Source organism: Paraburkholderia sprentiae WSM5005 (genome assembly GCF_001865575.2).
Lineage (GTDB): Bacteria > Pseudomonadota > Gammaproteobacteria > Burkholderiales > Burkholderiaceae > Paraburkholderia > Paraburkholderia sprentiae.
Genome location: NZ_CP017561.2, coordinates 2195182 through 2219461 on the forward strand (window position 1 = coordinate 2195182; position 24280 = coordinate 2219461).

General features: G+C 64.9%; 15 protein-coding genes and 1 tRNA gene. 5 read left to right on the top strand and 11 right to left on the bottom strand.

All coding sequences use genetic code 11. The features are described from left to right. Positions 1 to 65: 65 nt before the first annotated feature. Positions 66 to 1367 (bottom strand): amidohydrolase family protein, encoded by a 1302-nt coding sequence (locus BJG93_RS09985; protein ID WP_027198133.1) that lies wholly within the window; start codon positions 1365 to 1367, stop codon positions 66 to 68. A gap of 165 nt (positions 1368 to 1532) precedes the next feature. Between BJG93_RS09985 and BJG93_RS09990 the strand changes: the two genes are divergently transcribed. Further along, positions 1533 to 2231, top strand: a complete 699-nt coding sequence (locus BJG93_RS09990) for an aspartate/glutamate racemase family protein (protein WP_027198134.1) — start codon at positions 1533 to 1535, stop codon at positions 2229 to 2231. A gap of 89 nt (positions 2232 to 2320) precedes the next feature. On the opposite strand, the gene BJG93_RS09995 is transcribed toward BJG93_RS09990, so the two are convergent. Beyond that, positions 2321 to 2397, bottom strand: a tRNA-Met gene (locus tag BJG93_RS09995). Between the two features lie 278 nt (positions 2398 to 2675). On the opposite strand from BJG93_RS09995, the gene xth reads away from it, so the two are divergent. Further along, on the top strand, positions 2676 to 3452 hold the full coding sequence (gene xth, locus BJG93_RS10000) for an exodeoxyribonuclease III (RefSeq protein WP_027198135.1): 777 nt from the start codon (positions 2676 to 2678) through the stop codon (positions 3450 to 3452). Between the two features lie 50 nt (positions 3453 to 3502). On the opposite strand, the gene BJG93_RS10005 is transcribed toward xth, so the two are convergent. The 4 genes from BJG93_RS10005 to glnA all read right to left on the bottom strand — a co-directional run bounded on the left by BJG93_RS10005 (position 3503) and on the right by glnA (position 10090). After that, positions 3503 to 5620, bottom strand: a complete 2118-nt coding sequence (locus BJG93_RS10005) for a prolyl oligopeptidase family serine peptidase (RefSeq protein WP_027198136.1) — start codon at positions 5618 to 5620, stop codon at positions 3503 to 3505. Between the two features lie 140 nt (positions 5621 to 5760). After that, positions 5761 to 7299 (bottom strand): nitrogen regulation protein NR(I), encoded by a 1539-nt coding sequence (gene ntrC, locus BJG93_RS10010; RefSeq protein ID WP_027198137.1) that lies wholly within the window; start codon positions 7297 to 7299, stop codon positions 5761 to 5763. Positions 7300 to 7335: 36 nt separating this feature from the next. Further along, the gene (glnL, locus tag BJG93_RS10015; RefSeq protein WP_027198138.1) at positions 7336 to 8478 is read right to left on the bottom strand and encodes a nitrogen regulation protein NR(II); all 1143 of its coding nucleotides are present in this window, start codon (positions 8476 to 8478) and stop codon (positions 7336 to 7338) included. A 196-nt stretch (positions 8479 to 8674) separates the two neighbouring features. Further along, positions 8675 to 10090: a type I glutamate--ammonia ligase gene (gene glnA, locus BJG93_RS10020; RefSeq protein ID WP_027198139.1), complete on the bottom strand. Its 1416-nt coding sequence runs from the start codon at positions 10088 to 10090 to the stop codon at positions 8675 to 8677. 457 nt (positions 10091 to 10547) lie between these two features. Here glnA and BJG93_RS10025 point away from each other — a divergent pair, with 457 nt between their 5' ends. Further along, complete coding sequence (locus BJG93_RS10025) at positions 10548 to 11012, top strand: rhodanese-like domain-containing protein (protein WP_027198140.1); 465 nt, start codon at positions 10548 to 10550, stop codon at positions 11010 to 11012. A gap of 357 nt (positions 11013 to 11369) precedes the next feature. Here the strand turns inward: BJG93_RS10025 and BJG93_RS10030 are convergent, their stop codons facing one another. The 4 genes from BJG93_RS10030 to BJG93_RS10045 form a co-directional block, all read right to left on the bottom strand. After that, positions 11370 to 12209, bottom strand: coding sequence for a competence/damage-inducible protein A (locus BJG93_RS10030; RefSeq protein WP_027198141.1), 840 nt, complete (start codon positions 12207 to 12209; stop codon positions 11370 to 11372). Positions 12210 to 12228: 19 nt separating this feature from the next. Continuing rightward, positions 12229 to 13062: an EI24 domain-containing protein gene (locus BJG93_RS10035; protein ID WP_027198142.1), complete on the bottom strand. Its 834-nt coding sequence runs from the start codon at positions 13060 to 13062 to the stop codon at positions 12229 to 12231. Positions 13063 to 13247: 185 nt separating this feature from the next. Beyond that, the gene (locus BJG93_RS10040; RefSeq protein WP_027198143.1) at positions 13248 to 14246 is read right to left on the bottom strand and encodes a sterol desaturase family protein; all 999 of its coding nucleotides are present in this window, start codon (positions 14244 to 14246) and stop codon (positions 13248 to 13250) included. 69 nt (positions 14247 to 14315) lie between these two features. Further along, entirely contained in the window at positions 14316 to 15335 is a 1020-nt protein-coding gene (locus BJG93_RS10045) for a YVTN family beta-propeller repeat protein (RefSeq protein ID WP_027198144.1), read from the bottom strand. 640 nt (positions 15336 to 15975) lie between these two features. Between BJG93_RS10045 and BJG93_RS10050 the strand changes: the two genes are divergently transcribed. Then, a complete protein-coding gene (locus BJG93_RS10050) occupies positions 15976 to 18414 on the top strand; it encodes a YadA family autotransporter adhesin (RefSeq protein ID WP_231337394.1) in 2439 nt (812 codons plus the stop codon). Between the two features lie 149 nt (positions 18415 to 18563). On the opposite strand, the gene hrpA is transcribed toward BJG93_RS10050, so the two are convergent. Continuing rightward, entirely contained in the window at positions 18564 to 22790 is a 4227-nt protein-coding gene (hrpA, locus tag BJG93_RS10055; protein WP_071336515.1) for an ATP-dependent RNA helicase HrpA, read from the bottom strand. Between the two features lie 23 nt (positions 22791 to 22813). On the opposite strand from hrpA, the gene argA reads away from it, so the two are divergent. Continuing rightward, positions 22814 to 24202, top strand: coding sequence for an amino-acid N-acetyltransferase (gene argA / locus BJG93_RS10060; RefSeq protein ID WP_027198146.1), 1389 nt, complete (start codon positions 22814 to 22816; stop codon positions 24200 to 24202). Positions 24203 to 24280 lie beyond the last annotated feature (78 nt).

A 24280-nucleotide genomic window follows, 5' to 3' on the forward strand; every position in this document is an offset into this window, starting at 1 on the left:
GATAGAAAAACCGGCGGTCTGCGCAAGCAGGCCGCCGGTTTTTCATTCATGCGCGAGATGTGTCGCTACGCGCGATGCAGCTTGAAATCAACCTGCCCCGGCCGCCCTTCGAGCGATAACGACGCCCGCGCGGCCGGCGCGCGGCTGACCACCCTGCCCCGGCTCACCACCACGAGCCGCGCGGCACGCAGACGGATCGCCTCGACCTCGTCGCGCGCATCGAGCACGACGAGATTGGCCGCGCATCCGGGCGCGATGCCATAGTCGTCGAGACCGAGAATGCGCGCCGCGTTCGCGGTCACTGCGTCGAAACAGGCGTGCATGCCGTCGACGCTGGTCATCTGCGCAACGTGCAAGCCCATCTGCGCGACTTCGAGCATATCGGCCGACCCGAGGCTGTACCACGGGTCCATCACGCAGTCGTGACCGAATGCGACCGTGATGCCCGCGGCCAGCATCTCCGGCACTCGCGTCATGCCGCGCCGTTTCGGGTACGTGTCGCTGCGGCCTTGCAATGTGATGTTAATGAGCGGATTCGCGATCGCCGCGACGCCCGACTCGCGCATCAGCGGCAACAGCTTGCTCACGTAGTAGTTGTCCATCGAATGCATCGATGTGAGGTGCGAGCCGGCGACGCGTCCGTGCAGGCCGAGCCGATGCGTTTCGGCCGCGAGCGTTTCGATGTGGCGCGACAGCGGATCGTCCGACTCGTCGCAATGCATGTCGACGCGCAGACCCTTTTCGGCCGCGTACTCGCATAGCATGCGCACCGACTGCGCGCCGTCGGCCATCGTGCGCTCGAAATGCGGAATGCCGCCGATCACGTCGACGCCCATGCCGATCGCGCGCTTCAGATTGTCGAACGCACCGGCGCTGCGCAGCAGACCGTCCTGCGGGAAGGCAACCAGTTGCAGGTCGAGATATGGCGCGACCTGACGCTTCACTTCCAGCAATGCCTCGACCGCGAGCAGACGTGAGTCGCACACATCGACATGGCTGCGAATCGCGAGCAAGCCGCGCGCGACGGCCCAATCGCAATACTGCAGCGCGCGCTCGATCAACGCTTGCTGCGTGAGCTCGGGCTTCAGCTCGCCCCACAGCGCGATGCCTTCGAGCAGCGTGCCCGACGCGTTCACCCGTGGCAAACCGTAGGACAGCGTCGCATCCATATGGAAATGCGGATCGACGAACGGCGGCGTGACGAGCGAACCGGCCGCGTCGATTTCGTCGCGCGCGCTCGCGGCCAGGTTCGGCTCGACCGCGACGATGCGGCCCGCGTCGATGCCGATGTCGATGGGTTGCCGATGATGCTGGAACAGCTGCGCGGCACGGCGCGGCAGCGTCGCGCGGCGGATGATCAGATCCATGTATCGCTCCCGTTGATCGCGTTCGGATTCGCTACGATTCTATCGATGCCAGAAAAATGCGTAACACCCATGCGTACCGGCACGCGGGCCGCCATCCGTACCGGCAGCGCGCGATGCGACGCGCCTATACTCGCCGTTTCGGCCATGCATTGATGGAGCGCACAGATGAAAACGATCGGCGTGATCGGCGGAATGAGCTGGGAGTCGTCCACCGAGTACTACCGGCTGCTGAACCGCCACGCGAAGGCGCGGCTCGGCGGTCATCACAACGCGCGCAGTCTGCTGCTGAGCGTCGATTTCGCGTCGATCGAGGCGAACCAGCGCGCCGGCGACTGGCACGCGCTCGGCGAGCAGATGGCCGATGCCGCGCGCCAGCTCGAACGCGGCGGCGCCGATCTCGTGATCCTCGCGACGAACACGATGCACCGCGTGTACGAATCGATCGAGCAGGCAATCACGGTGCCGTTCCTGCACATCGCCGATCCGACCGGCGCGGCGCTGCGCGCGGCGGGCGTGGAGCGGGTCGGCCTGCTCGGCACACGCTATACGATGGAACAGACGTTCTATGCCGGACGGCTGCACGAGCGCTATGGACTCGAGACGCTCGTGCCTGACGACGACGAACGCGCGGACGTGCACCGCATCATTTACGACGAGCTTTGTCACGGTAACGTGGACGACGCGTCGCGTCAGGTCTATCAACGCGTGATCGAGCATCTGGCCGCGCGTGGCGCGCAGGCGGTGATACTCGGTTGCACGGAGATCACGCTGCTGATCAAACCGGAAGACTCGGTGCTGCCTGTGTTCGATACCACGGCGTTGCATGCGCAGGCGGCGGTGGAGTGGGCGATTGGAGGGCAGTGACACATACGCCGCGAGCTGCGACAAGCAAACGAAGCGCTGAAAGTCAAAAAGCCCGCATGGCTTGCGCGATGCGGGCTTTCAACAATGCTTGGTTGCGGGGGTAGGATTTGAACCTACGACCTTCGGGTTATGAGCCCGACGAGCTGCCAGACTGCTCCACCCCGCGTCAGAGAAAAAAGATTATATAAGGTCGCTGGCAAAACGTCAAACCTCTGAGCAGAACATTTACCCAAACGACGTCGTCAGGCGAAAGTTGCTTCGCGCGCTCGGCGTGGCGTGATGATCGAGCTCGCTTCGCGAGCCTCGCGATGCTGGAACTCGAAGCTCGATAAACACGCGCGAGCATAGCGAACAGCGTGGGCGACGTCACAGGCGCCGGTTTCGACCGGCGCGGCCCCCGTTATAATCGGCCTTGCTCTCACCACGCACGCATCGGATATTTTCGTGAAAATCGCCACCTGGAACGTCAACTCTCTCAAAGTCCGCCAGCAACACGTCATCGACTGGCTCGCGAGCAGCGGCGCCGACGTGCTGTGCCTGCAGGAACTGAAGCTCCCCGACGAAAAATTTCCGCGCGCCGAACTGGAGGCGGTCGGCTATCGCAGCTGGTACGCGGGTCAGAAAACGTATAACGGTGTCGGCATTCTGGTGCGCGACGGCTTAAACGTCGACGAGAGCAGCATCGTGCGCAACATCCCCGGTTTCGAGGATCCGCAGCAGCGCGTGATCGCGGCGACCATCGACGGCGTGCGCATCGTCTGCGCGTATTTCCCGAACGGCCAGGCGCCCGGCACCGACAAGTTCGCCTACAAGCTGCGCTGGCTCGACGCGCTGCACGACTGGCTCGCCAAGGAGATGACGCTGCATCCGAAGTTCGCGTTGCTCGGCGACTACAACATCGCGCCCGACGATCGCGACGTGCACGATCCGAAAGCGTGGGAAGGTCAGAACCTCGTGTCGCCCGAGGAACGCGCGGCGTTCGTGCGACTGATCGGCCTTGGCCTGCTCGACGCATTCCGCCGGTTCGAGCAGCAGGAAAAAATCTATTCGTGGTGGGATTACCGGATGATGGCGTTCCGTCGCAACGCGGGACTGCGCATCGATCACATCCTGCTGTCGAAGGCGCTTGCCGACATCTGCTCAGCGTGCGACATCGACAAGGTGCCGCGCAAGTGGGATCAGCCTTCCGATCACGCGCCGGTGTTCGCGCAGCTCGGCTGATCCACCCTCCAGCGACGCAGCGACGCGCGCTGCTTCGCTTGCGTATCGCATCAAGCGCCGCCCAGCACACCCCACAAGAAGCTGAACACCATCGCATCATGCTCGGCCTGCTCCAGCTCATCGGAGCCGCCGTGTCCGCCCTCCGTGTTCTCCCGATACCACACGTGTTGCGCACCCAGCGCCTGCATACGCGCGGCCATCTTGCGCGCGTGGCCCGGATGCACGCGATCGTCGGCCGTCGACGTCATGAATAGCACCGGCGGATAGGCGACGCCCGCCGCGAGGTTGTGATAGGGCGAATAGGCGGCGAGCGCGCGCGCTTCATCGGGCTCGTCAGGGTCGCCGTACTCATCGATCCACGATGCGCCCGCATGAAGCAGGTGATAGCGGCTCATATCGAGCAACGGCACCTCGCACACGACCGCGCCGAATAACGCCGGCCGCTGCACCATGCAGGCGGCCACCAGCAGACCGCCGTTGCTGCCGCCCTGAATGCCGAGCTGCGCAGCGCTCGTCACGCCGCTGGCGATCAGCGCTTCGGCGACCGCGATGAAATCATCGAACGCGCGCTGGCGATGCTCGCCCTGCGCCGCTGTGTGCCAGCGCGTGCCGAACTCGCCGCCGCCGCGAATATGCGCGACCACATACACGCCGCCGCGTTCGAGCCAGCCGATGCCCTGCCCCGTCAGATAGCCCGGCAGCAGCGGAATCGCGAAGCCGCCGTAGCCGCTCAGCAGACACGGACGCGTTGGCTGTTCATCGCCCGGCGACGACGACGCCTGCTTTGGCCCAATCACCGTGTACGGTACGCGCGTGCCATCGGCCGATACCGCATGCCCGCGCGTCACAGCCACGCGCGTCGCGTCGAACTGCGTCGGCCAACGGTCGAGCAGCTCCCATTCGGCGGGCTCCTCAAGCGCGAGATCGGAGAGCCAATAGGCGGGCGGTTGCAGATAATCGTCGGTGTCGACGAACACTTCGTCGTTCAGCGTCGCCTCGACCGGCGACACGTCGACCTGCGCATCGCCGCGCGACGCGAACACGCGTTCGCGCCATTGCCACGTGCCGTCGTCGCGCTGCGACGGCGTCCAGATCAGGGTCTTGCCGCGCACATCGTCGAGATACGACACGATCAGATGATGGCGCGTATGCGACCACTCGCAGGCCGAGGTCAGCGGCGTCGGCGTGAAGAGCGGCGTCACGTCGCGCTCGCCGCGCAAAAACGCATCCTCGCGAATCGCGAGCAGCGCGCCGCCCGGATAGCGCGCGAGATTGCCGTCCCACTCGCATTCCCAGTCGAGCCGCGGCTCGAGCAACAGCCAGCCCTGCCATGCGCCCACCGCGACGTGCGACGGCACGTCGTAACGATGCCAGGCATCGCTAGCATCGTCGAGGTAGTACGTGTTCGAATCGAAAAAGTCGACGCTGCTCGTTACCGTATGCCGGCGATCGACCGGATCGTAATGCGCCTCCACGGCGATGTCGCCAAACTCGCCGCGAAACACGACGGGCGCCTCCGCGAGCGCGGTACCGCGCGTCCAGCGTCGCACGTCGCGCGGATAGCCGGAACGCGTCAGCGTCTTGCGCCCGTTGTCCCAGCCAACGTACAGCGTATCGCGATCGATCCACGACACCGTGTGCTTGCCCGCCTTCGCGATCGCGAAGCCAGCGTCGACGAAACGCCGCGCGTCGAGATCGAACTCGCGCACGACGAGCGCGTCCGAGCCGCCCGGCGACATCGTGATCAGCGCGCGGTCGCCGTCGGGATAAAGGATGTCGAGATCGACGCACACCCACGGCGTGCCTTCGGCCGCACCGAGCGCGTCGAAGTCGAGCAGGTTCTGCCACACCGGCGCGCCGCCGCGCCATGCGGCCCACGCGGTGCGTCGCCAAATGCCGCGCGGATTGCGCTCGTCCTGCCACAGATCGTAGGCCCAGTCCTTCCAGCGATCCGGAATCACAGGACGCTCGCGCGGCAGATAGGCATCGGCGAGCCGGCGTCTGAGCGTGTCGAACGACGCGCCGGTGCACCACGCGGCGCAGGTGCGCGCATTCTGCGCGTCGACCCACGCGAGCGCGTCAGCGTCGTACAGCGCTTCGAGCGACAGGAAGGGATCGGGGGAAAGCGGCCACTCGAATGGAGCGGGAGAAGCGGAGGAAGCTGGCATCGTCGGCTGTCGGATCGGAACAGCGTTGATTATGCCTTGTGCGCGGCCAGTGCCGGTTGGGTGCGGGGCGCGGCGCAACAACGACGAAGGCGGCCCGAGCCGCCCTCGCCTGCCAGGCGGGATCGCTCGAGCCGAGTGCGTCAAGGCTCGAGATTGAGCTCCTGAATCTTGCGCGTAATCGTATTGCGCCCGATGCCAAGCCGCTCGGCCGCCTCGACCTTGCGGCCGCGCGTGAAGTCCAGCGCCTCGCGGATCACCGCCGCTTCGAAGCGGCGCGCGAGCTCGTCCATCACGTCGGCCGCGTTCTCGCGCAGCATCCGCGCGACCTCGGTGCGCAAGCCGCCTTCCCACGCGCTCAGCGCGGTCGCCACCGACACACCGGCCGCAGCGCCCGGATGCACGACCGTACCGCCGCTCATGCCAGCGAGCGGCGCACTGCCCGCGAATCCAACGTGGTTCGCCACGCTGCCATCCACCGTCGCACCGGTAGCGGCACCCGCACCCAGCTCGCTCGCGCCGATCTGCGCGGGACCGAGATCGGGCGGAAGATCCTTGATCTCGATGGTCTGCGCGGGCGCCATCACCGTGAGCCAGTTCGCGAGGTTCTCGAGCTGGCGCACGTTGCCCGGAAACGGCAGCGACGCGAGATGCACGAGCGCCTCGTCGGACACGCGCTTCGGTTCGACGCCGAGATCGCGCGCGCTCTTCTGCAGGAAATGCCGCGTGAGCAGCGCAATGTCCTCGCTGCGCTCGCGCAACGCGGGCAAGCGCAGACGGATCACGTTCAGACGGTGATACAGATCTTCGCGAAACAGCCCCTGCCGCACGCGCGATTCGAGATTCTGATGTGTCGCCGCGATCACCCGCACATTCGCGCGCAACGGATTGTGGCCGCCCACGCGATAGAACTGCCCGTCCGACAGCACGCGCAACAGGCGCGTCTGCAGATCGAACGGCATGTCGCCGATTTCGTCGAGAAAGAGCGTGCCGTTCTCGGCCTGCTCGAAGCGCCCTTGGCGCATCGCCTGCGCGCCGGTGAATGCGCCGCGCTCGTGACCGAACAGTTCGGACTCCAGCAGATCTTTCGGAATCGCAGCCGTGTTCAAGGCGATGAAGGGACCGTTCGCGCGTGGGCTATGTCGGTGCAACGCACGGGCGACCAGTTCCTTCCCGGTGCCTGATTCGCCCGTAATGAGCACGGTGGCCGCCGAATGCGACAGGCGGCCGATCGCGCGAAACATGTCCTGCATCGCAGGCGCCTGGCCGAGCATCTCGGGCGCCTCGGTGACGCGCTCGTCCCACGTCTGCTCGCCACGCATGCTTTCGTCGACCGCGCGGCGAATCAGCTCGACGGCCTTGTCGACGTCGAACGGTTTCGCCAGATACTCGAACGCACCGCCCTGAAATGCGGCGACCGCGCTGTCGAGATCGGAGAACGCGGTCATGATGATGACCGGCAAGCCGGGCACCTTGTCGCGTACGGTTTGCAGCAGCTCCAGCCCGGAGCCGCCGGGCATGCGGATATCGGAGACCAGCACCTGCGGGCTGTCGTGATCGAGCGCGGCCGACGCGTCGCGCACGTTCGCGAAGCTGCGCGTCGCCAGGTTCTCGCGCGCGAGCGCTTTCTCGAGCACCCAGCGAATTGATTGGTCGTCGTCTACTATCCAGATCGGCTTCATATAGGTCTGTCAGAAGTCTTGAGATGCATGGGGTGTCTAGCCGTCGAGCGGCAGCAGAATCTGAAACTCGGTATGGCCCGGCCGGCTGTCCACCTCGATCAGGCCATCGTGCTGCTGCACGAAGGTCTGCGCTAGCGTGAGACCGAGACCGCTGCCGTCCTCGCGCCCCGACACGAGCGGATAGAAAATGCGGTCGCGAATCTCATCGGGAATGCCTGGGCCGTTGTCGACGATATGCAAGTCCAGTGCCAGCTTGCACAGGCGTTTTGAAATGGTGACCTTGCGCGCGATGCGCGTGCGCAGCTCGATGCGCGCATCGCCCTGCGAGATCCGCTCGCGCAATGCCTCGGCAGCATTGCGCACGATGTTCAGCAGCGCCTGGATGAGCTGCTCCTTATCGCCGCGCAGATCCGGCACGCTAACGTCGTAATCGCGCTCGATCGTCAGGCCGCGCGGAAACTCGGCGAGAATCAACTGACGCACGCGCTCGCACACCTCGTGAATATTCACGTCACCGACGATATGCGGATGCCGGTGCGGTTCGAGCAAGCGGTCGACCAGCGTCTGGAGCCGGTCCGATTCCTTGATGATGACCTGGGTGTACTCGCGCAATTCGTCACGCTCACGCTCGCCCAATTCGAACTCGAGCAGTTGCGCGGCGCCGCGAATGCCGCCGAGCGGATTCTTGATTTCATGCGCGAGATTGCGGATCAGCTGCTTGTTGACGGCCGTCAGGTCGTTGATGCGCTCTTCGCGGTCGGTGCGCAGATGCCGCTCGTTCTCGAACAGTTCGAGCAACACATAGTCCTGCGCGCTTTCCAGAAAGCCGACGATCGCATGCACGTGCAGCGGCTCGTGCCCGACGCGCTCGAGCACGGCGTCCAGATGCGTCGCGTGAAAACGGTGCGCGGCGATCGCAGTGATCGTCGCGACCAGTTCGTCCGCGTTCGAGAAGATGTCCGGCCACGCCATCTGCGTGAGTTGCCGGCGCGACATCGCGAGCATCGACTCCGCGGACGGATTCGCGAACGCGACTCGCAGCGTGCGCTTCTCGAGCACCAGCACGACGGTCGGCAGCGCCTCGAAGCCGGGCAGCAAGCCGGAGCTCACGAGCTGCACGTCGTCCGACAGCGTCTGTTCGTGTCCTTTCCTTGCCTTGATCAGATTCTTGAGAACCATCTTGCAGTCTGGCCGTAGGAGATGGTGGTGAATCAGGAGTGCTGCTTTTGTGTTTTACCGAATCGCATGTTGCCCGCGCGCGGCCGGCCGTGCGTACGGCCTAACAAAAAAGGGACGGCGCCGCCGTCCCTTCGTGACCGATCGCGAGCGTCGGACCGAGCGCTTCGCCGGGTGAAGGGCGAAGCGCCATGGCCGCTTACAGCGAGTAGTACATCTCGAATTCGATCGGGTGCACCGACTGACGATAACGCTGCAGTTCCGTCGTCTTCAGTTCGATGTACGCGTCGAGCATCGCATCCGTGAACACGCCGCCGCGCGTCAGGAACTCGCGGTCCGCGTCGAGCGAGTCGAGAGCCTGGTCGAGGCCCGCGCACACGGTCGGGATCTTTGCATCCTCTTCCGGCGGCAGGTCGTACAGGTTCTTGTCGGCGGCTTCGCCCGGGTGAATCTTGTTCTGCACGCCGTCCAGACCCGCCATCATCAGCGCGGAGAAGCACAGGTACGGATTCGCCATCGGATCCGGGAAGCGCGTTTCGATACGGCGGCCCTTCGGGTTCGACACGTGCGGAATGCGGATCGATGCCGAACGGTTGCGAGCCGAGTAAGCCAGCTTGACCGGCGCTTCGAAGTGCGGCACGAGGCGCTTGTACGAGTTCGTCGACGGGTTCGTGATCGCGTTCAGCGCGCGAGCATGCTTGATGATGCCGCCGATGTAGAACAGCGCGAATTCCGACAGACCTGCGTAGCCGTTGCCCGCGAACAGATTCTGGCCGTCCTTCCAGATCGACTGGTGAACGTGCATGCCCGAGCCGTTATCGCCGACCACCGGCTTCGGCATGAACGTCGCCGTCTTGCCGTACGTGTGCGCGACGTTGTGGATGACGTACTTCATCTGCTGCAGCCAGTCGGCACGCTGCACGAGCGTCGAGAACTTGGTGCCGATTTCGTTCTGGCCCTGGCCCGCCACTTCGTGGTGGTGCACTTCGACCGGAATGCCGATCTGTTCGAGCAGCAGGCACATTTCCGAGCGGATGTCCTGGAACGTGTCGACCGGAGCGACCGGGAAGTAGCCGCCCTTGGTGCCCGGACGGTGGCCGGTGTTGCCGCCGTCGAATTCCTTCGCCGACGACCACGGTGCTTCTTCCGAACCGATCTTGATGAAGCAGCCCGACTGGTCCGTGTTCCACTGGACCGAGTCGAAAATGAAGAATTCCGGTTCAGGACCGAAGTACGCGGTGTCGCCGAGACCCGAGCTCTTCAGATACGCTTCGGCGCGTTTCGCGAGCGAGCGCGGGTCGCGCTCGTAGCCCTTGCCATCAGCCGGTTCGACGACGTCGCAGGTCAGCACGAGGGTCGATTCTTCGTAGAACGGGTCGATGAAGGCCGTGTTCGCGTCCGGGACCAGCAACATGTCCGATGCTTCGATGCCCTTCCAGCCGGCAATCGACGAACCGTCAAACGCATGGCCGCTTTCGAACTTGTCTTCATCGAATGCCGACACCGGCACTGAAACGTGTTGTTCCTTGCCGCGCGTGTCGGTGAAACGGAAGTCGACAAACTTGACGTCCTCGTCTTTGACGAGTTGAACGACGTCGGCCACGGATTTACTCATAACCTATCTCCTGATTAACGAATTCGGCGGATTTAGCCGCCGCCCAATCTAGCTGACCCGTCCCGGCACGTCCACCCAAACGGCGTCGCAACGCATAAATTCTGCCGGGACCAGTCGATCGACACCAATTAAGCAGATAGTGTGCCATGCATGAGCCTGGAATGCGCCAAGTCGGCGCACACCGTTGCTGCGCTTGGGTTTGCCGACCGCGCGCGGAGCGTTGGCAGAGCCGCGATGCAATCTCCGCGCATTGCGACGCACCAATTGAGTGCATTCACCGGTTTAGAAATCGCCCCCCCTCCCGAGTTGGTGCATTGAGCGCGTGATGCACCATTTTTGCGCACGAAAGCTCCGACAGCGCCCGGTGTCTACTGCCCGTGCTGTCCCGTCTCCACTGGCCTCCGGGGTGCCTGCCGCGCGCTAGAATGATCATTTGGTCCGAAGGAGATTGACGCTCATGAGCACGCTCGAACAGCTTTACGCGAAGGCGGACGCCCGCCGCACCGAGAACCAACTGCCCTACGCGGGCGCGGTATCGCCGGCCGAGGCGTTCGAACTGCTGGAACTCGATCCGCGCACGCGCCTCGTCGACGTGCGTACCCGCGCCGAGCTCGATTGGGTCGGTCGGCCGGTGATCGGTGATGGTCAATACGCGCACGTCGAATGGACGCGCTATCCGGGCGCGGTGCCCAACCAGGAGTTCATGCAGCAACTCGCTCAGGTGGCCTCGCCCGACACGCCGGTGCTGTTCCTGTGCCGCAGCGCAGCGCGCTCGAAGCTTGCCGCGATCGCCGCGACCCAGGCCGGCTTCACGAAGGCGTACGACCTGCTCGAAGGCTTCGAAGGCGACAAGGACGGCCAAGGGCATCGGAAGACAGTGTCGGGATGGTGTTTTCACGGCTTGCCGTGGATCGGCGCCTGAGAGCGGTTCTGGCGAACGAATGCAGCCCCCAGTTGCCCAAGCCCGTGAGAGCGGGGGCTGGAGCAGGCTGATTGAAACGGGACGCGCCGACCACGTATAAATTGCATCGTCGGCGCGGCCTGTGACGCTGCGATGTCGCGGCTCACACCGTCCTGGCCTGCCGGCGCGGACCGCTTGCATCGTCGTCGGCGCCGCGCACGGCGCCCATCGGATTCAAGGCGCGGCCGACATTCCGCACACCTGCAACTTGATACGTCGTCGTCAACGCGATCGGGTCCACCGGCGCCGCGCCGCACTCGACAGCCGTATCCGCGCGGGCCGTACAGTACAGCGGCCCGCCGGACCGCTGTACGTCGCTCAGCTTCGCGGCTTGCCGGCGGCGGCCGCCGCGGCTTCAGGCTCGACGATATCGCCGCCGAGCAGATGCACTCCCTCGCGCAGCTTCACGAACGCTGCGGCAACCGCTTCGGGCTCGCCCTTCACGCCGAGATCGATGTGATGCCGCGCATACACGCCGCCGCGCTCGGCATCGCCGACGCTCGGCAGGCTGAATACCCGCACGCCCGGAAAATCGCGCTCGATTTTCTCCATCAGCGGCGTCACGCGCGACTCCGGCAACTCGAAGACGAGCAGCGATTTTTCCGCGTGCGGCGTCGTGTGATGCAGATGCGCGTACTGCGTGTCGAGGACCCACTCGATCATCGGCCAGGCCATCACCGGGAATCCCGGCACGAAGTGGTGCTGGCGGATCGAAAAGCCCGGAATCTTGTTGTAGCCGTTCGGAATGATGTCGGCGCCCTGCGGGTACGTGCCCATGTTCAGGCGATGGCGATTTTCCGGCGAGTCCAGGTCGAGCTGCGCCGGCGCGTTCGCCGGATGCATGTCGCGGATGCGCTCCTGGATCAGCTTTGCGGCCTGCGGATGCAACTGGAGCGGCACGCCAAGCGCGGCCGCTGCGCACTGGCGCGTGTGGTCGTCCGGGGTTGCGCCGATGCCGCCCGTCGAGAAAACGATGTCGCCCGACGCAAACGTGCGCCGCAGCGTCGCTGTGATGCGTTGCGGATCGTCGCCGATGTACTCCGCCCAGCCGAGCGACAAGCCACGCGCGCCGAGCAACTCGATGACCTTCGGCAGATGCTTGTCGACGCGTCTGCCCGACAGGATTTCATCGCCGATGATGATGACGCCAAATGCCATTGCCGCCTCTTTCGTTTGATCAATAGGAAACCGGCGCGACCTCGCGCGCGCCGCCAGGCGCTTGCGCCCGCATGCGCTGCAGCGCGCGCAGGCAGTAGGTGCCGAACCATAGCGCCGAGAACACGAGGATGAACGCGTAAATCCAGATCGTCACCGTCGTGATCACCGGGAACAGCACGATCAGCCATACCGACGACGCCCACAGCAGCGTCGGCACCGAACCGAGCAGGCCGCTCACGATACCGATCAGCAGCAGCGGCAGCCGGTGACGCCGCACGAGTTCGCGCCGCTCGTCGCGCGTCGCATGCAACGCGAGCGCGTCGTAGGTCATCACGCGATACGTGAGCCAGCCCCACAACAGCGGCGGAATCAGCGCGAAGAACGGCGGCACGAGCCACACCGGCAACGTGACGATCAGCAGCACGACACACAGCAGCGTGGTCCATAGCGCCTGACCGAGGCTACCGTACCACGTTCCGCCACGGCGCATCTCCAGCCCGGCGAACTGGCGTGCCGCGAGAAAGCGGATCACGGACGGCATCGACAGCATCGCGATCAGCAGCAGCACCGTGACGACGATCAGCGGGATCGCCATCGCGATCACGATGAACGGCGCGATGACCGCGTGCAGCGCCGAAAAACCGAGCACGTCGAAAAGATGATAAAGCGTGGCGGTGAAAGACCAGTCTTCGAGCCATGTACGGGTCGCGCCGGTCAGCGTCTGCCAGAAGAACCACAGGAGTACACCCCAGCTGACCGTCGCGACGATAAACGGTTTGAAGGTCAGCCAGAGCATGCGCGGATGCAGCGCGCTTGCGAGCGCGCGCCCGAACGAGCGCAACAGATCATTCATGCGAGCCAGTGCCTGCGAACGAAACGATGGACGGGAAATAGCGCCGCGCGCCGGCCACGGCTGCCGGAGTACCGGAGCGTGCGCACGAACGTGCACAGCATAAACCAGAGGACGCGCCGCCGGCAGAAGTGGGCGGCCAGCCGCAGTGCGTGCTCGGATGGATCCAGAACGGACTCAGAACCGACTCAAACGGCGGCGGTGTCGTTGCCGGGCGCGCCGCGCTTCGGCGCGAGGCGATGGGCGATGCGCACCAATGCGAACCAGTGCTGCGCCCAGAAGCCGTCGCCATAGCGTCGGCCTTCGAGTTGATCGCTGATACCCGTCGGCTCCATGTCGCGGCTCCACGACACGCTGCGGAACAGCATGTCCCACCACGGAAACAGCACGCCGAAATTGCAGCCGTACTTCAGCCCTTCGTGACCGTAGCCGATCGCATGGTGACGGCGATGGAACGTCGGGCTAACGAGCAGCCGCTCGCCGAGCCAGCCGTAGGACAGGCGGATGTTCGCGTGCTGCACGCTTTGCGCGAGGTTCGCGATCGCGACCAGCACGACGAACTGCGATGGCGGCACACCGATTGCGAGCGCGATCACCGCGAAGAACGACGCCTGCAGCAGATCGTCGAGCAGATGGTTTCGATCGTCGGACCACAGAGACATTTGCCGCTGACTATGGTGGACCGCATGCAGCTCCCACCACACGCCGACACGGTGCTGCCAACGGTGATACCAATAGCCGGCGAAGTCGAGCACGAGCAGATACATGACGAACGTGACGAGCGGCTGCGTGGTCACGCCGGGCCACAGGTTGTCGAAATTCAGGTTCGCGACGCCATGCAGCCGCAACCAGCCTTGCACGTTGTCGAACAACGGCTGCAGCGCGAAGAAAAAGAACAGATTCAGAATGCCGAGCTTGGCGATCCACGTGTACAGCACGTCGACGCGCACTGCCTTGCGGTTGTCCCATTGCTCGACCGGGCGCAGCGCCTCGAGCGGACGCAGGACCGCGTACATCGCGAGCACCTCGAGCACACCGACGATGACCCAGTACAGGCTGTCGTAGGTGTCCTCGTCATAGTCCATCAGGTTGAAACGGAACAGCAGCGGCTGCACCACGTCGACGTACAGCCACGTCTGCACGGCTGAAACGAAGCTGTCGAGTGAGGAGAAAATCAGATGGAACATGATGCTGGCCTTTTACTTCATCCTTGATGGCTCGCGGCGCCCTGGCACTTTCGGTTGCCCTCGGGCCCCTCACGCACCGTTCGGCGCCGTGACCGGCGCACGGTCGAAGAAATAGATGCCGTGCGGCGAGCGGCCCACCGCAATCGTCTGGATCAGCTTGCGCGTGTTGAGGTCGATGATGCCAATGTGCTTCGCAAAGCGGAACGTAACCCACAGATAGCGTTTGTCGGCGGAAAGTTCCATGTCGTCCGGTCCAGGCATCAGGCCGGTGATGTCGCCGACATTGGTCAGCGTGTCTTCGTCGATGATGCTGATCGTGCTGGCTACGCGGTTCGACACTGCGACATGTTTGCCGTCGTCGAGCGAGCGGAAGTTGTGCGCACCCTTGCCCGTGTGAATCGTCTTGACGACCTTCTGGTTGCGCCAGTCGACCACGGCGACGTAGTCCTCGCCTGTCATGCCGACGAGCAGGTATTTTTCGCCCGGTGTCATCCAGAGCCCCGCCGGCACCTTGCCGACCTTCATTTTCCATTTGACGGATTGCGTGGGCAGCTCGATGGCGGCGAGCTCACCGGACACCTGCAGCGTGACGAACACCGTCTTGCTGTCATTCGAGAACGCCATGTGGCTCGGCATCACCGCGAGCGGCAGCCGCGCAGCCAGCGTCATCTGGTTTTTCTGGCTGTCGTAGTGGTAGATGTCGAGCCGATCGAGCCGCAGGCCCGTGGTGACGAGCCACTTGCGATCCGGCGAAAAGCCGATTTGGTAAGGATCTTCGATGTTCTCGACCCAGCGTTGCGTCTGCCCCGTTTTCGGATCGACGAACATCAGGTTGTTCGACACCGAATTGGCGACGATCAGCGAGGAATTGTCCGGCGTGACCATCAGGTGATGCGGTTCCTTGCCCGTGGGCACGGTGCCGACGAGCTGGCGGCTGTTCTCATCGATCAGGCTCAGCGTGGCCTCGCCGGAATTGAGCACGATCACGTTGTTGGCGTGCGCCGCCGGAGAAAAAAAACCTGCGGCGGCGACCAGCGCCGCGGTCGCGGCGAACGTGGCAGTCAAGCCGGGAAGAAAAAATTTACGCATGAAAACTCGCTTCGAGAACAACCGTCATTGTAGAACGTTTGCCGGTCCGAGCGGTTGACGCAAGTCACCGGGCGACAACCGAAAAATGACGGGTGCGATGAGGTGTGGCCGCGAGCGGGCGGGTTCGTCTTGCGTGCCCGGTTTCGGGCTCGCGCCGCGTTTCCGATTGAGAAATCAATGCGCTCTCGCTACCGGACCAATCACGCACCAGTCACACGTTAAAATCGCGCAAATCATTAGCGGACGCAATAGGAATACTTCTTTTTTCTTATCCATAAAACTTGTCTGTATTAATATATATTTTAGCTCGGCTGAATTTCGGAGTTCGCTGATATCCGAATTGCACACCGACATCGGAGAATTCTCCGTACGCACTGCGCCGCCAGCGCTTCTTGCACGAAATCCGAGCGTATGACGCTGGGGCCGGCGCGTTCCACCAACTAACGCAAGCCTTCCGAAGACCGGTGTTTTTATTTTTATGTTCCAACCAACCAGGCAATAACATCAAGTTAATGTCGGTTACGCGCTGCGCACTACCAACCACAATAATTCGGAGGATTATTAATTGATAACCAGGAAAAATTCGAAAATTGGCCGTGCACCGTCTCGAATCAAAATCGCGGCGCCCCGAACGGCCTCCTTGCAAACACATCGCGCTTGCGCTCGCCAGAAAAGCATCTCCCGGGCGGTTCGAGGTACTGCGGGTGTTGCTATAGCGGCGGCGGCACTTTACGTTACGGAAGCAACCGGCGCCGGCGTCGATTCGGTTGAGGTAGGCACGGCCAGCGCGCCCGGCGACGTCGCAGTCGCGATAGGCGCACAGGCCACCGCAAACGGCAACTCATCGCTGGCGCTCGGCTCACAGGCGAGCGCGCAAAAAGTCGAGGCGATCGCGGTAGGAGCAAACGCCAGTGCGCTGGGCGCCGGCGCCGTCGCCATCGGGTCCGCCTCTTCCGCACAGGGGGACGGCGCGAGCGCGCTCGGGCACTACGCGAAAGCGCAGGCGGACCGAGCGACCGCGGTCGGCCTCAACGCGTCGGCGCTGGGCGTCGACTCGGTCGCGACGGGCTCCGGTTCGATAGCGGCTACCTCAGCGGCCTCCGCGTTCGGCTCGCTGTCCACGGCGACCAGCGTCGGATCGACCGCGCTCGGCTATCTCGCGCAGGCCGGGAGCACCAACTCGCTCGCAGCCGGAGCATGGGCCGCGGCGCTGGCGGACTCGAGCGTCGCGCTTGGCAGCAATGCAGTCGTCAGCGGTGTGGGCGCCATCGCACTGGGCGTCGCCGCGCAGGCGCGCGGCGCGTATGCGAGCGCGATCGGATTCGGCGCAACGGCTGCGGGCGCCGGTGCGATCGCACTGGGCACCAACGCCAACGCGAGCGCCGACAACAGCATCGCACTGGGCGCCGCTTCCAGCACCACGGCAGACCTGTCGCAAAGCGCGTTTGCGCCCGCGGGCACCGGCGCCACGCCGATCGCAGCCTCCAGCGCGCCGGGCGAAGTCTCGCTCGGCTCGGCCAATAACGAGCGTCGCCTAACCAACGTCGCCGCGGGCGCGGCTCCCACCGACGCGGTAAACGTGAGCCAGCTGAGCGCGGTCGACGGCAAGGTCGATGCACTTGCTCAGAGCAGCGCGCTGCATTACTTCGACGCTGCTGACCCTGCCGACGGCTCGAACGACGCGCTCGCAAACGGCACGCACGCACTCGCCGCGGGCAGCAACGCCAGCGCTACGGGCACCGACGCATCGGCATTCGGCACGAGCGCCAGCGCGAACGCAACGGAATCGACAGCGATCGGCGCGGGCGCCGTCGCCGGCACGGCCGGTGCGACCGCGTTAGGCGCCTCAGCGTCGGCCTACGGCACCGGAGCGACGGCGCTCGGCGCCAACGCCACGGCGAACGGGGGCGGCGCCCTCGCGCTCGGCTCCGGCGCCAGCGCAGCCGCCGACAACGCGCTGTCGCTTGGTTATAACGCGAGCGCGCTAAAAGCAAACTCCGTCGCGCTCGGCCAGGGCTCGATCGCCGATCGCGCAGCTACCGTGTCGGTCGGTTCAGCGGGCAACGAGCGCCAGATCACCAACGTCGCGGCCGGCACCGCCGACACCGACGCGGTCAACGTCGCGCAGCTGAGGGCGGTAAGCGACCAGAGCAGCGCGAGCGCAGCGAAGCTCGACAGCGCGGTCATGTACGACACCAACGCCGACGGCAGCATCAACCGCAACAGCGTTACGCTCGGCGGCGATGCAACGGAGGGCACCGTCATCCACAACGTCGCGGACGGCGTACTGGCGTCCGACGCGGTCAACCTCGGTCAGCTGAACGCCGTGCTCGAAGGCGCGATCAATAACGCGGCGATCGGTTCGCCCGGCGCGTTATTCAGCGCGGCAGGCGACAGCGCGAGCGAAAACGCGCAGGCGTTAGGCGTGCATGCGCTGGCAGCCGGGGCGAACGCGCGGGCGAGCGGCGACAACGCGCTCGCCGAGGGTGCGAACGCGCAGGCCGGCGGCGCCAACGCGATTGCCCTCGGAGCGAATGCGCAAGCGAGCGGCGCCAACGCAGCAGGCATCGGAGCGAATGCCCTAGCCAGCGGCAACAACGCCATGGCGCTCGGCGCCGCGGCCAGTGCGAGCGCCGACAACTCGGTAGCGTTAGGCCAGGGGTCCGTCGCCGACCGCGCGAACACAGTGTCGGTCGGCGCGGCAGGCCAGGAACGCCAGATCGCCAACGTCGCAGCCGGCGTGCGAGGCACCGACGCGGTCAACCTCAATCAATTGCAGCAAAGCGTGCGCGGCGCGATCAGCGAGGCGAATCACTATACGGACGACCAGATCCGCTCAGCTCGTCGGGATAGCTATGGGGGCACGGCAGCGGCGCTCGCGATGGCGGGCTTGCCGCAAGCGGTGCTGCCGGGGCACGGCATGGTCGCGATGGCAGGCGGCACCTACGGCGGTCAATCTGCGCTCGCGATCAGCGTGTCGCAGTTGTCGGACACCGGCAAATGGATCTACAAGGTCCAGGGCAGCACCGACTCGCGCGGACAACTCGGCGCATCGATCGGCGCGGGGATGCATTGGTGAAATCAGTTGGACCGACTGTGCCGAACAGCGGTCGGCCGCGACGGCGCGCAGCAAACGCTCGCAATGCGCGGCGCGCAACGGTGTGCCGACTCGCTCGTCGCCCGCTGGGCACGCGCAGTGCCCAGCGGGCGCGAACGAGCGCGCTGGTTTTAGCGCTGCATCGACTCCCACACTTTGTACAGGCGCTTCACCGAAACCGGCATCGGGGTACGCAACTCCTGCGCGAACAGCGAGATGCGCAGCTCTTCGAGCAGCCAGCGGAATTCCGCAAGCCGCGGATCCACGACGCCGCCGCGCTGCGATACAGCACGCTGATAGTGCTGCAGCAGCGGCTGGAATTCGGCGAACTGCCGCGCGTCGCGCACGGCGTCTGCGCGCAGCTTGTCGATACGCAGCGCCATCCCCTTCAGATAACGCGGGAAATGTGCGAGTTGGGCGTATGGCGTCTCGATGACAAACCGCTTGCCGATCAGCCCATCGAGCTGATTCTGCAGATCGGCGTACGCGGCCGCGAACGGCTTCGCCTGCAACAGTTTCTTCGTCAGGCTCGCGTATTCGCCGAGGATCTGCCCGACCAGTCGCGAGATTTCCTGCGCGAGCAACGTGAGACGGCTGCGCCCTTCGTCACGTCGCGTATGGAAGCTCGCGTCGTCGTCGGGCAAGGGATCCTGCAGGCACGCCCGGTCGAGTGCGGTGTCGATCAGCTGATCTCGCAGTTCTTCCTGCGTGCCGCGCGGCATGAACTGCATTGCCATTTCGCGCAGGCCCGGCAAGTTCTTTTCCAGATACTTGATCGGCTCCTTCAACTGCAGCGCGAAAAGTCGACGCAAGCCCGCCCGATGAATCCGTGCGGCTTCCTCCGCCGAATCGAACACCTCGACGTCGCAATGCGTGCCGCGATCCACCAGCGCGGGGTAGCCGAACAGCGTCTGACCGCCGCGGCGAATTTCGAGCAACTCGGGCAGCTTGCCGAAATTCCACGTGCTCAGGTTTTCATACAACGCGGTAGCCGGTGCGCCATCCGGCGCCACAGGCCGCGCAGCGGCGCCGCCCTTGCCGCGCGACGCCCCACTAGCAGGCAAATCCGCAGACCGCGCAGGCGTCGCGATACCGCCGCCGCCCGCACCGGCCAGAGCGGCGCCTGCCGCGCCCGAGACGAGCTTCTGGAAGTGCTGCTGGGCCTGAGTGCCGAGCTCGGCGCGCAGTTGCGACAGATTGCGCCCCATCGCGAGCTGACGGCCATGTTCGTCGATGATTTTGAAGTTCATGAACAGATGCGCGGGCAGCGTCTCGAGCTTGAAGTCGGACTGCTTCATCGCGACCTGGGTCTGCTCGCGCACATCGGCGATCAGCGCCTCGAGCAGGCCCCCTGCTCCGAAGCGCTGTGCGTTGTGCCGTTCAGCGAAACCCGCCGCGTACTCGGGAAGCGGCACGCAATGCCGACGCAGCTTCTGTGGCAGCGACTTCAGCAGCAACTGCGCCTTTTCCTTCAGCATCCCGGGCACGAGCCACTCGCAACGGCGCGCGTCGACCTGGTTCAGCGCAAACAGCGGCACCGCGAGCGTCACGCCGTCGCGTGGCGTGCCCGGCTCGAAGTGATAGGTCAGCGCCATCTCGATGCCCGCCATCGTCAGCCGCTTCGGGAACAGATCGGTCGTGACACCCGCCGCTTCGTGCCGCATCAGATCGTCGCGGGACAGATACAACAGCCGGAGCTTGTCCTCCGTCTGGCCGCTCTTTTTGACCTCGTCGCGATACCAGCGCTCGAACGACGCACCGGTATGGATGCCGTCCGGCAGCGCCTGATCGTAGAACGCGTAGATCAATTGGTCGTCGACCAGCACGTCCTGGCGGCGCGACTTGTGCTCGAGCTGCTCGATATCGGCGAGCAGCTTGCGGTTGTGTGCGAAGAACGCAAGCTTCGTGTCGAACTCGCCTTCCACGAGCGCACCGCGAATGAACAGCTCGCGCGCCCGCGCCGGGTCCTGTGTGCCGAACGCCACCCGCCGCCGGTGATAGATCGGCAGGCCGTACAGCATCGCGCGCTCGAACGCGGACACCTGCGCCGCGCGCTTCTCCCAATGTGGCTCGGACAGCGACTTCTTCAGCAGGTGCGCGCCGACCTTCTCGACCCACTCCGGCTCGATTTTCGCGATACAGCGCGCGTAGAGCCGGCTCGTTTCGACGAGTTCGGCAGCCATCACCCACTTGCCCGCTTTTTTCACGAGTGCCGAGCCGGGCCACAAATAGAACTTGATGGCGCGCGCGCCGAGGTAATACGGCTCGTCGTCGGCCTTCAGGCCGAGGTTGCCGAGCAGACCGGTCAGCAGCGCAAGATGGATCTGCTCGAACGTCGCCTCCGCTTCGTTCAGCCGCCAGCCGTGCTCGCGCACTACGGTCAGCAGTTGCGAATGGACGTCGCGCCACTCGCGCAGCCGCAACTGCGACAGGAAGTTCTTGCGGCACTCGTCCTGCAGCTGCCGGTTCGATTTCTTGTGCGCGATCGCTTCGTCGAACCAGTTCCAGATCTTCAGCCACTGCAGGAATTCGGAACGCTCGTCGGCGAAACGGCGATGTGCCTGGTCGGCCTGCTCTTGCGCTTCGATCGGACGATCGCGCGGATCCTGCACGGACAGCGCACTCGCGATCACCAGCACTTCCTTCAGCGCCTGCTGGTCACGCGCGGCGAGAATCATGCGGCCGACGCGCGGATCGAGCGGCAGTCGCGCGAGTTCGCGGCCGAGCGGCGTCAACCGGTTGTCGTCGTCGACGGCGCCGAGCTCGTTGAGCAACTGATAGCCGTCGGAGATCGCACGGCCCGGCGGCGGCTCGATAAACGGAAACGTTTCGATCGCCGTCAGATGCAGCGACTTCATGCGCAGAATCACCGAGGCGAGCGACGAGCGCAGAATTTCCGGATCGGTGAAGCGCGCGCGGCCCTGGAAGTCGGTTTCCTCGTAGAGACGAATGCAGAGGCCGTCAGCGACCCGCCCGCAGCGCCCCGCGCGCTGGTTCGCGGCGGCTTGCGAAATCGACTCCACCTGCAGCTGCTCGACCTTGTTGCGATAGGAGTAGCGCTTCACGCGCGCAAGCCCGGTATCGACCACGTAGCGGATGCCGGGTACCGTCAACGAAGTTTCGGCGACGTTGGTCGCGAGCACGATGCGGCGGGTGTTCGACGCGCGGAACACGCGCTCCTGCTCGGCCGCCGAGAGCCGCGCGAACAGCGGCAGAATTTCCGTATGCGGCGGATGATGCTTGCGCAGCGCCTCGGCGGCGTCGCGAATCTCGCGCTCGCCGGGCAGGAACACCAGTACGTCGCCGGGGCCTTCGCGGCACAGTTCGTCGACGGCGTCGACGATTGCCTCCATCAGATCGCGGTCGGTCTCGCGCTGCGTCTTCGTGCGCTCGCGGCCAGACGAGGTTGCACCCGAGGTCCCTTGCGCCGCCTTGAGCGCAGGGCTCTCCTCGACGACCGGCCGGTAACGCACCTCGACCGGATAGAGCCGCCCGCTCACTTCGATCACCGGAGCGGGCTTGTCGTCGCCGCCGAAGTGTCGCGCGAAACGGTCGGCGTCGATCGTCGCCGAGGTGACGATCAACTTCAGATCGGGGCGCTTCGGAAGAATCTCCCTCAGGTAGCCGAGCAGAAAATCGATGTTCAGGCTGCGCTCGTGCGCTTCGTCGATGATCAGCGTGTCATACGCTTTCAGGAGCGGATCGGTCTGTGTTTCGGCGAGCAGAATGCCATCGGTCATCAGCTTGACCGATGCGCCTGGCGCGAGGTTATCGTTAAAGCGCACCTTGTAGCCGACCACTTCGCCGAACGGCGTGCCGAGTTCCTCGGCGATCCGGCGCCCGGTCGCCGACGCGGCGATCCGGCGCGGCTGCGTATGGCCGATCAGACCGTCGCCGCCGGCACCGAGACCACGCCCGAGCGCGAGACAGATTTTCGGCAGCTGCGTGGTCTTGCCCGAGCCGGTTTCGCCCGACACGATCACGACCTGATTCTGCGCGATCGCCCGCGCAATCTCGTCGCGACGACCGGAGACAGGAAGCGCTTCGGGGAACGTGATCGGTGGAATCGGATTCGGCTCGACGAGCCGCGACGGCCGCGGTGCGCGCGGCGCGCGAGGTTCCTTGCGCGGCTCGTCACGCGCCGCGCCGCGCGCGCCAGCACGCTCTTCGCGCGCTTCGCCGCTGCCGTCCGACGGCACTTTTCGCGCAGACGCGCCGGCCCTCCGACGCGCGTCGCGCGCCTGATCGGATCTCGCCTCCTGCGCAGGGCGGCGCACCGTGTCGCCGGGGTGAGCCTGCTCACCGGCCGGCGCCGGTTTCTCATTCGCCCCAGCGGGACTTTTGGGTACATTCGACATGGGGGCGCATTATAATCCCCGGCATGAATTCCCAAACCGACCTCGTCCCCGCGTCCGCGAGCGTCCCGGCCACCGCCGACTCGCCGGAAACCCTTGCCCTGCATGCGCAATTCGTCGACTGGATGCGTTCAGTCGCGCCGTATATCCACGCGTTCCGAAACAAGACATTCGTCGTCGGTTTCGGCGGCGAAGTGGTGCATCAGGGGCTGCTGAATGCGCTCGTATCCGACATCGCGTTGCTGCAGGCAATGGGCATCCAGATCGTACTGGTGCATGGCTCGCGTCCACAGGTCGAGGAGCAGATGAGCCTGCACGGCGTCGAATCGGAGTTTTCGCACGGCATGCGCATCACCGACGCGCGCGCGCTCGAGTCCGCGAAGGAAGCGGCCGGCGAAGTGCGTCTCGACATCGAGGCCGCGATCAGCCAGGGTTTGCCGAACACGCCGATGGCGCACGCGCACATCAGCGTCGTGTCGGGCAACTTCGTGACGGCGCGCCCGGTCGGCATTCTGGACGGCGTCGACTTTCAGCACACGGGCCTCGTGCGCAAGATCGACGCGGATTCGATCCGTCACTCGCTCGCGAGCCGCAAGCTCGTGCTGCTGTCGCCGCTAGGCTTCTCACCCACCGGCGAAGCGTTCAATCTGTCGATGGAAGACGTGGCCTCGGCCGCGGCGATCGCGCTGCGCGCCGACAAAATCGTGTTCCTGACCGAGACGCCGGGCCTGATGGAAACCGACGAAAGCGCCACCGAGCTGATCCGCGAACTGTCGCTCGACGACGCCTACAAGCTGCACGAAAGCGGCGAAGTCACCGGCGACGCCGCGTTCTATCTGAAGCATTCGATCCGCGCCTGTCGCGGCGGCGTGCCGCGCGCGCACATCATCCCGTACGCGCTTGACGGCAGCCTGCTGCTCGAACTGTTCCTGCACGATGGCGTCGGCACGATGATCTCGTACGAGAATCTTGAAAGCCTGCGTGAAGCGACGCCGGACGACGTCGGCGGCATTCTCGCGCTGATCGAGCCGCTCGAATCGGACGGCACGCTGGTGCGGCGCGGCCGTCATCAGATCGAACGCGACATCGACCATTTCTCGGTGATCGAGCACGACGGCGTGCTGTTCGGCTGTGCGGCGCTGTATCCGTATCCGCAGGAGCGCATCGGCGAAATGGCATGCTTGACCGTCGCGCCCGAAGCTCAAGGCACCGGCGACGGCGAGCGCCTGCTCAAGCGCATCGAACAGCGTGCGCGGGCACGCGGTCTCACGCGCATTTTCGTGCTCACCACGCGCACCGAACACTGGTTCCTCAAGCGCGGCTTCGTCAAGGTTACGGTCGACGACCTGCCTGAAGACCGCCGCCGACTCTACAACTGGCAGCGCAAGTCGCTCGTGCTGATGAAACAGCTTTGAGTAGCCCGTGGTCGCCCCCATCTGATCCGAACCGGCGTCTGCCCGCCCCAAGTTGATACAGCAACCATTTTTCTGATA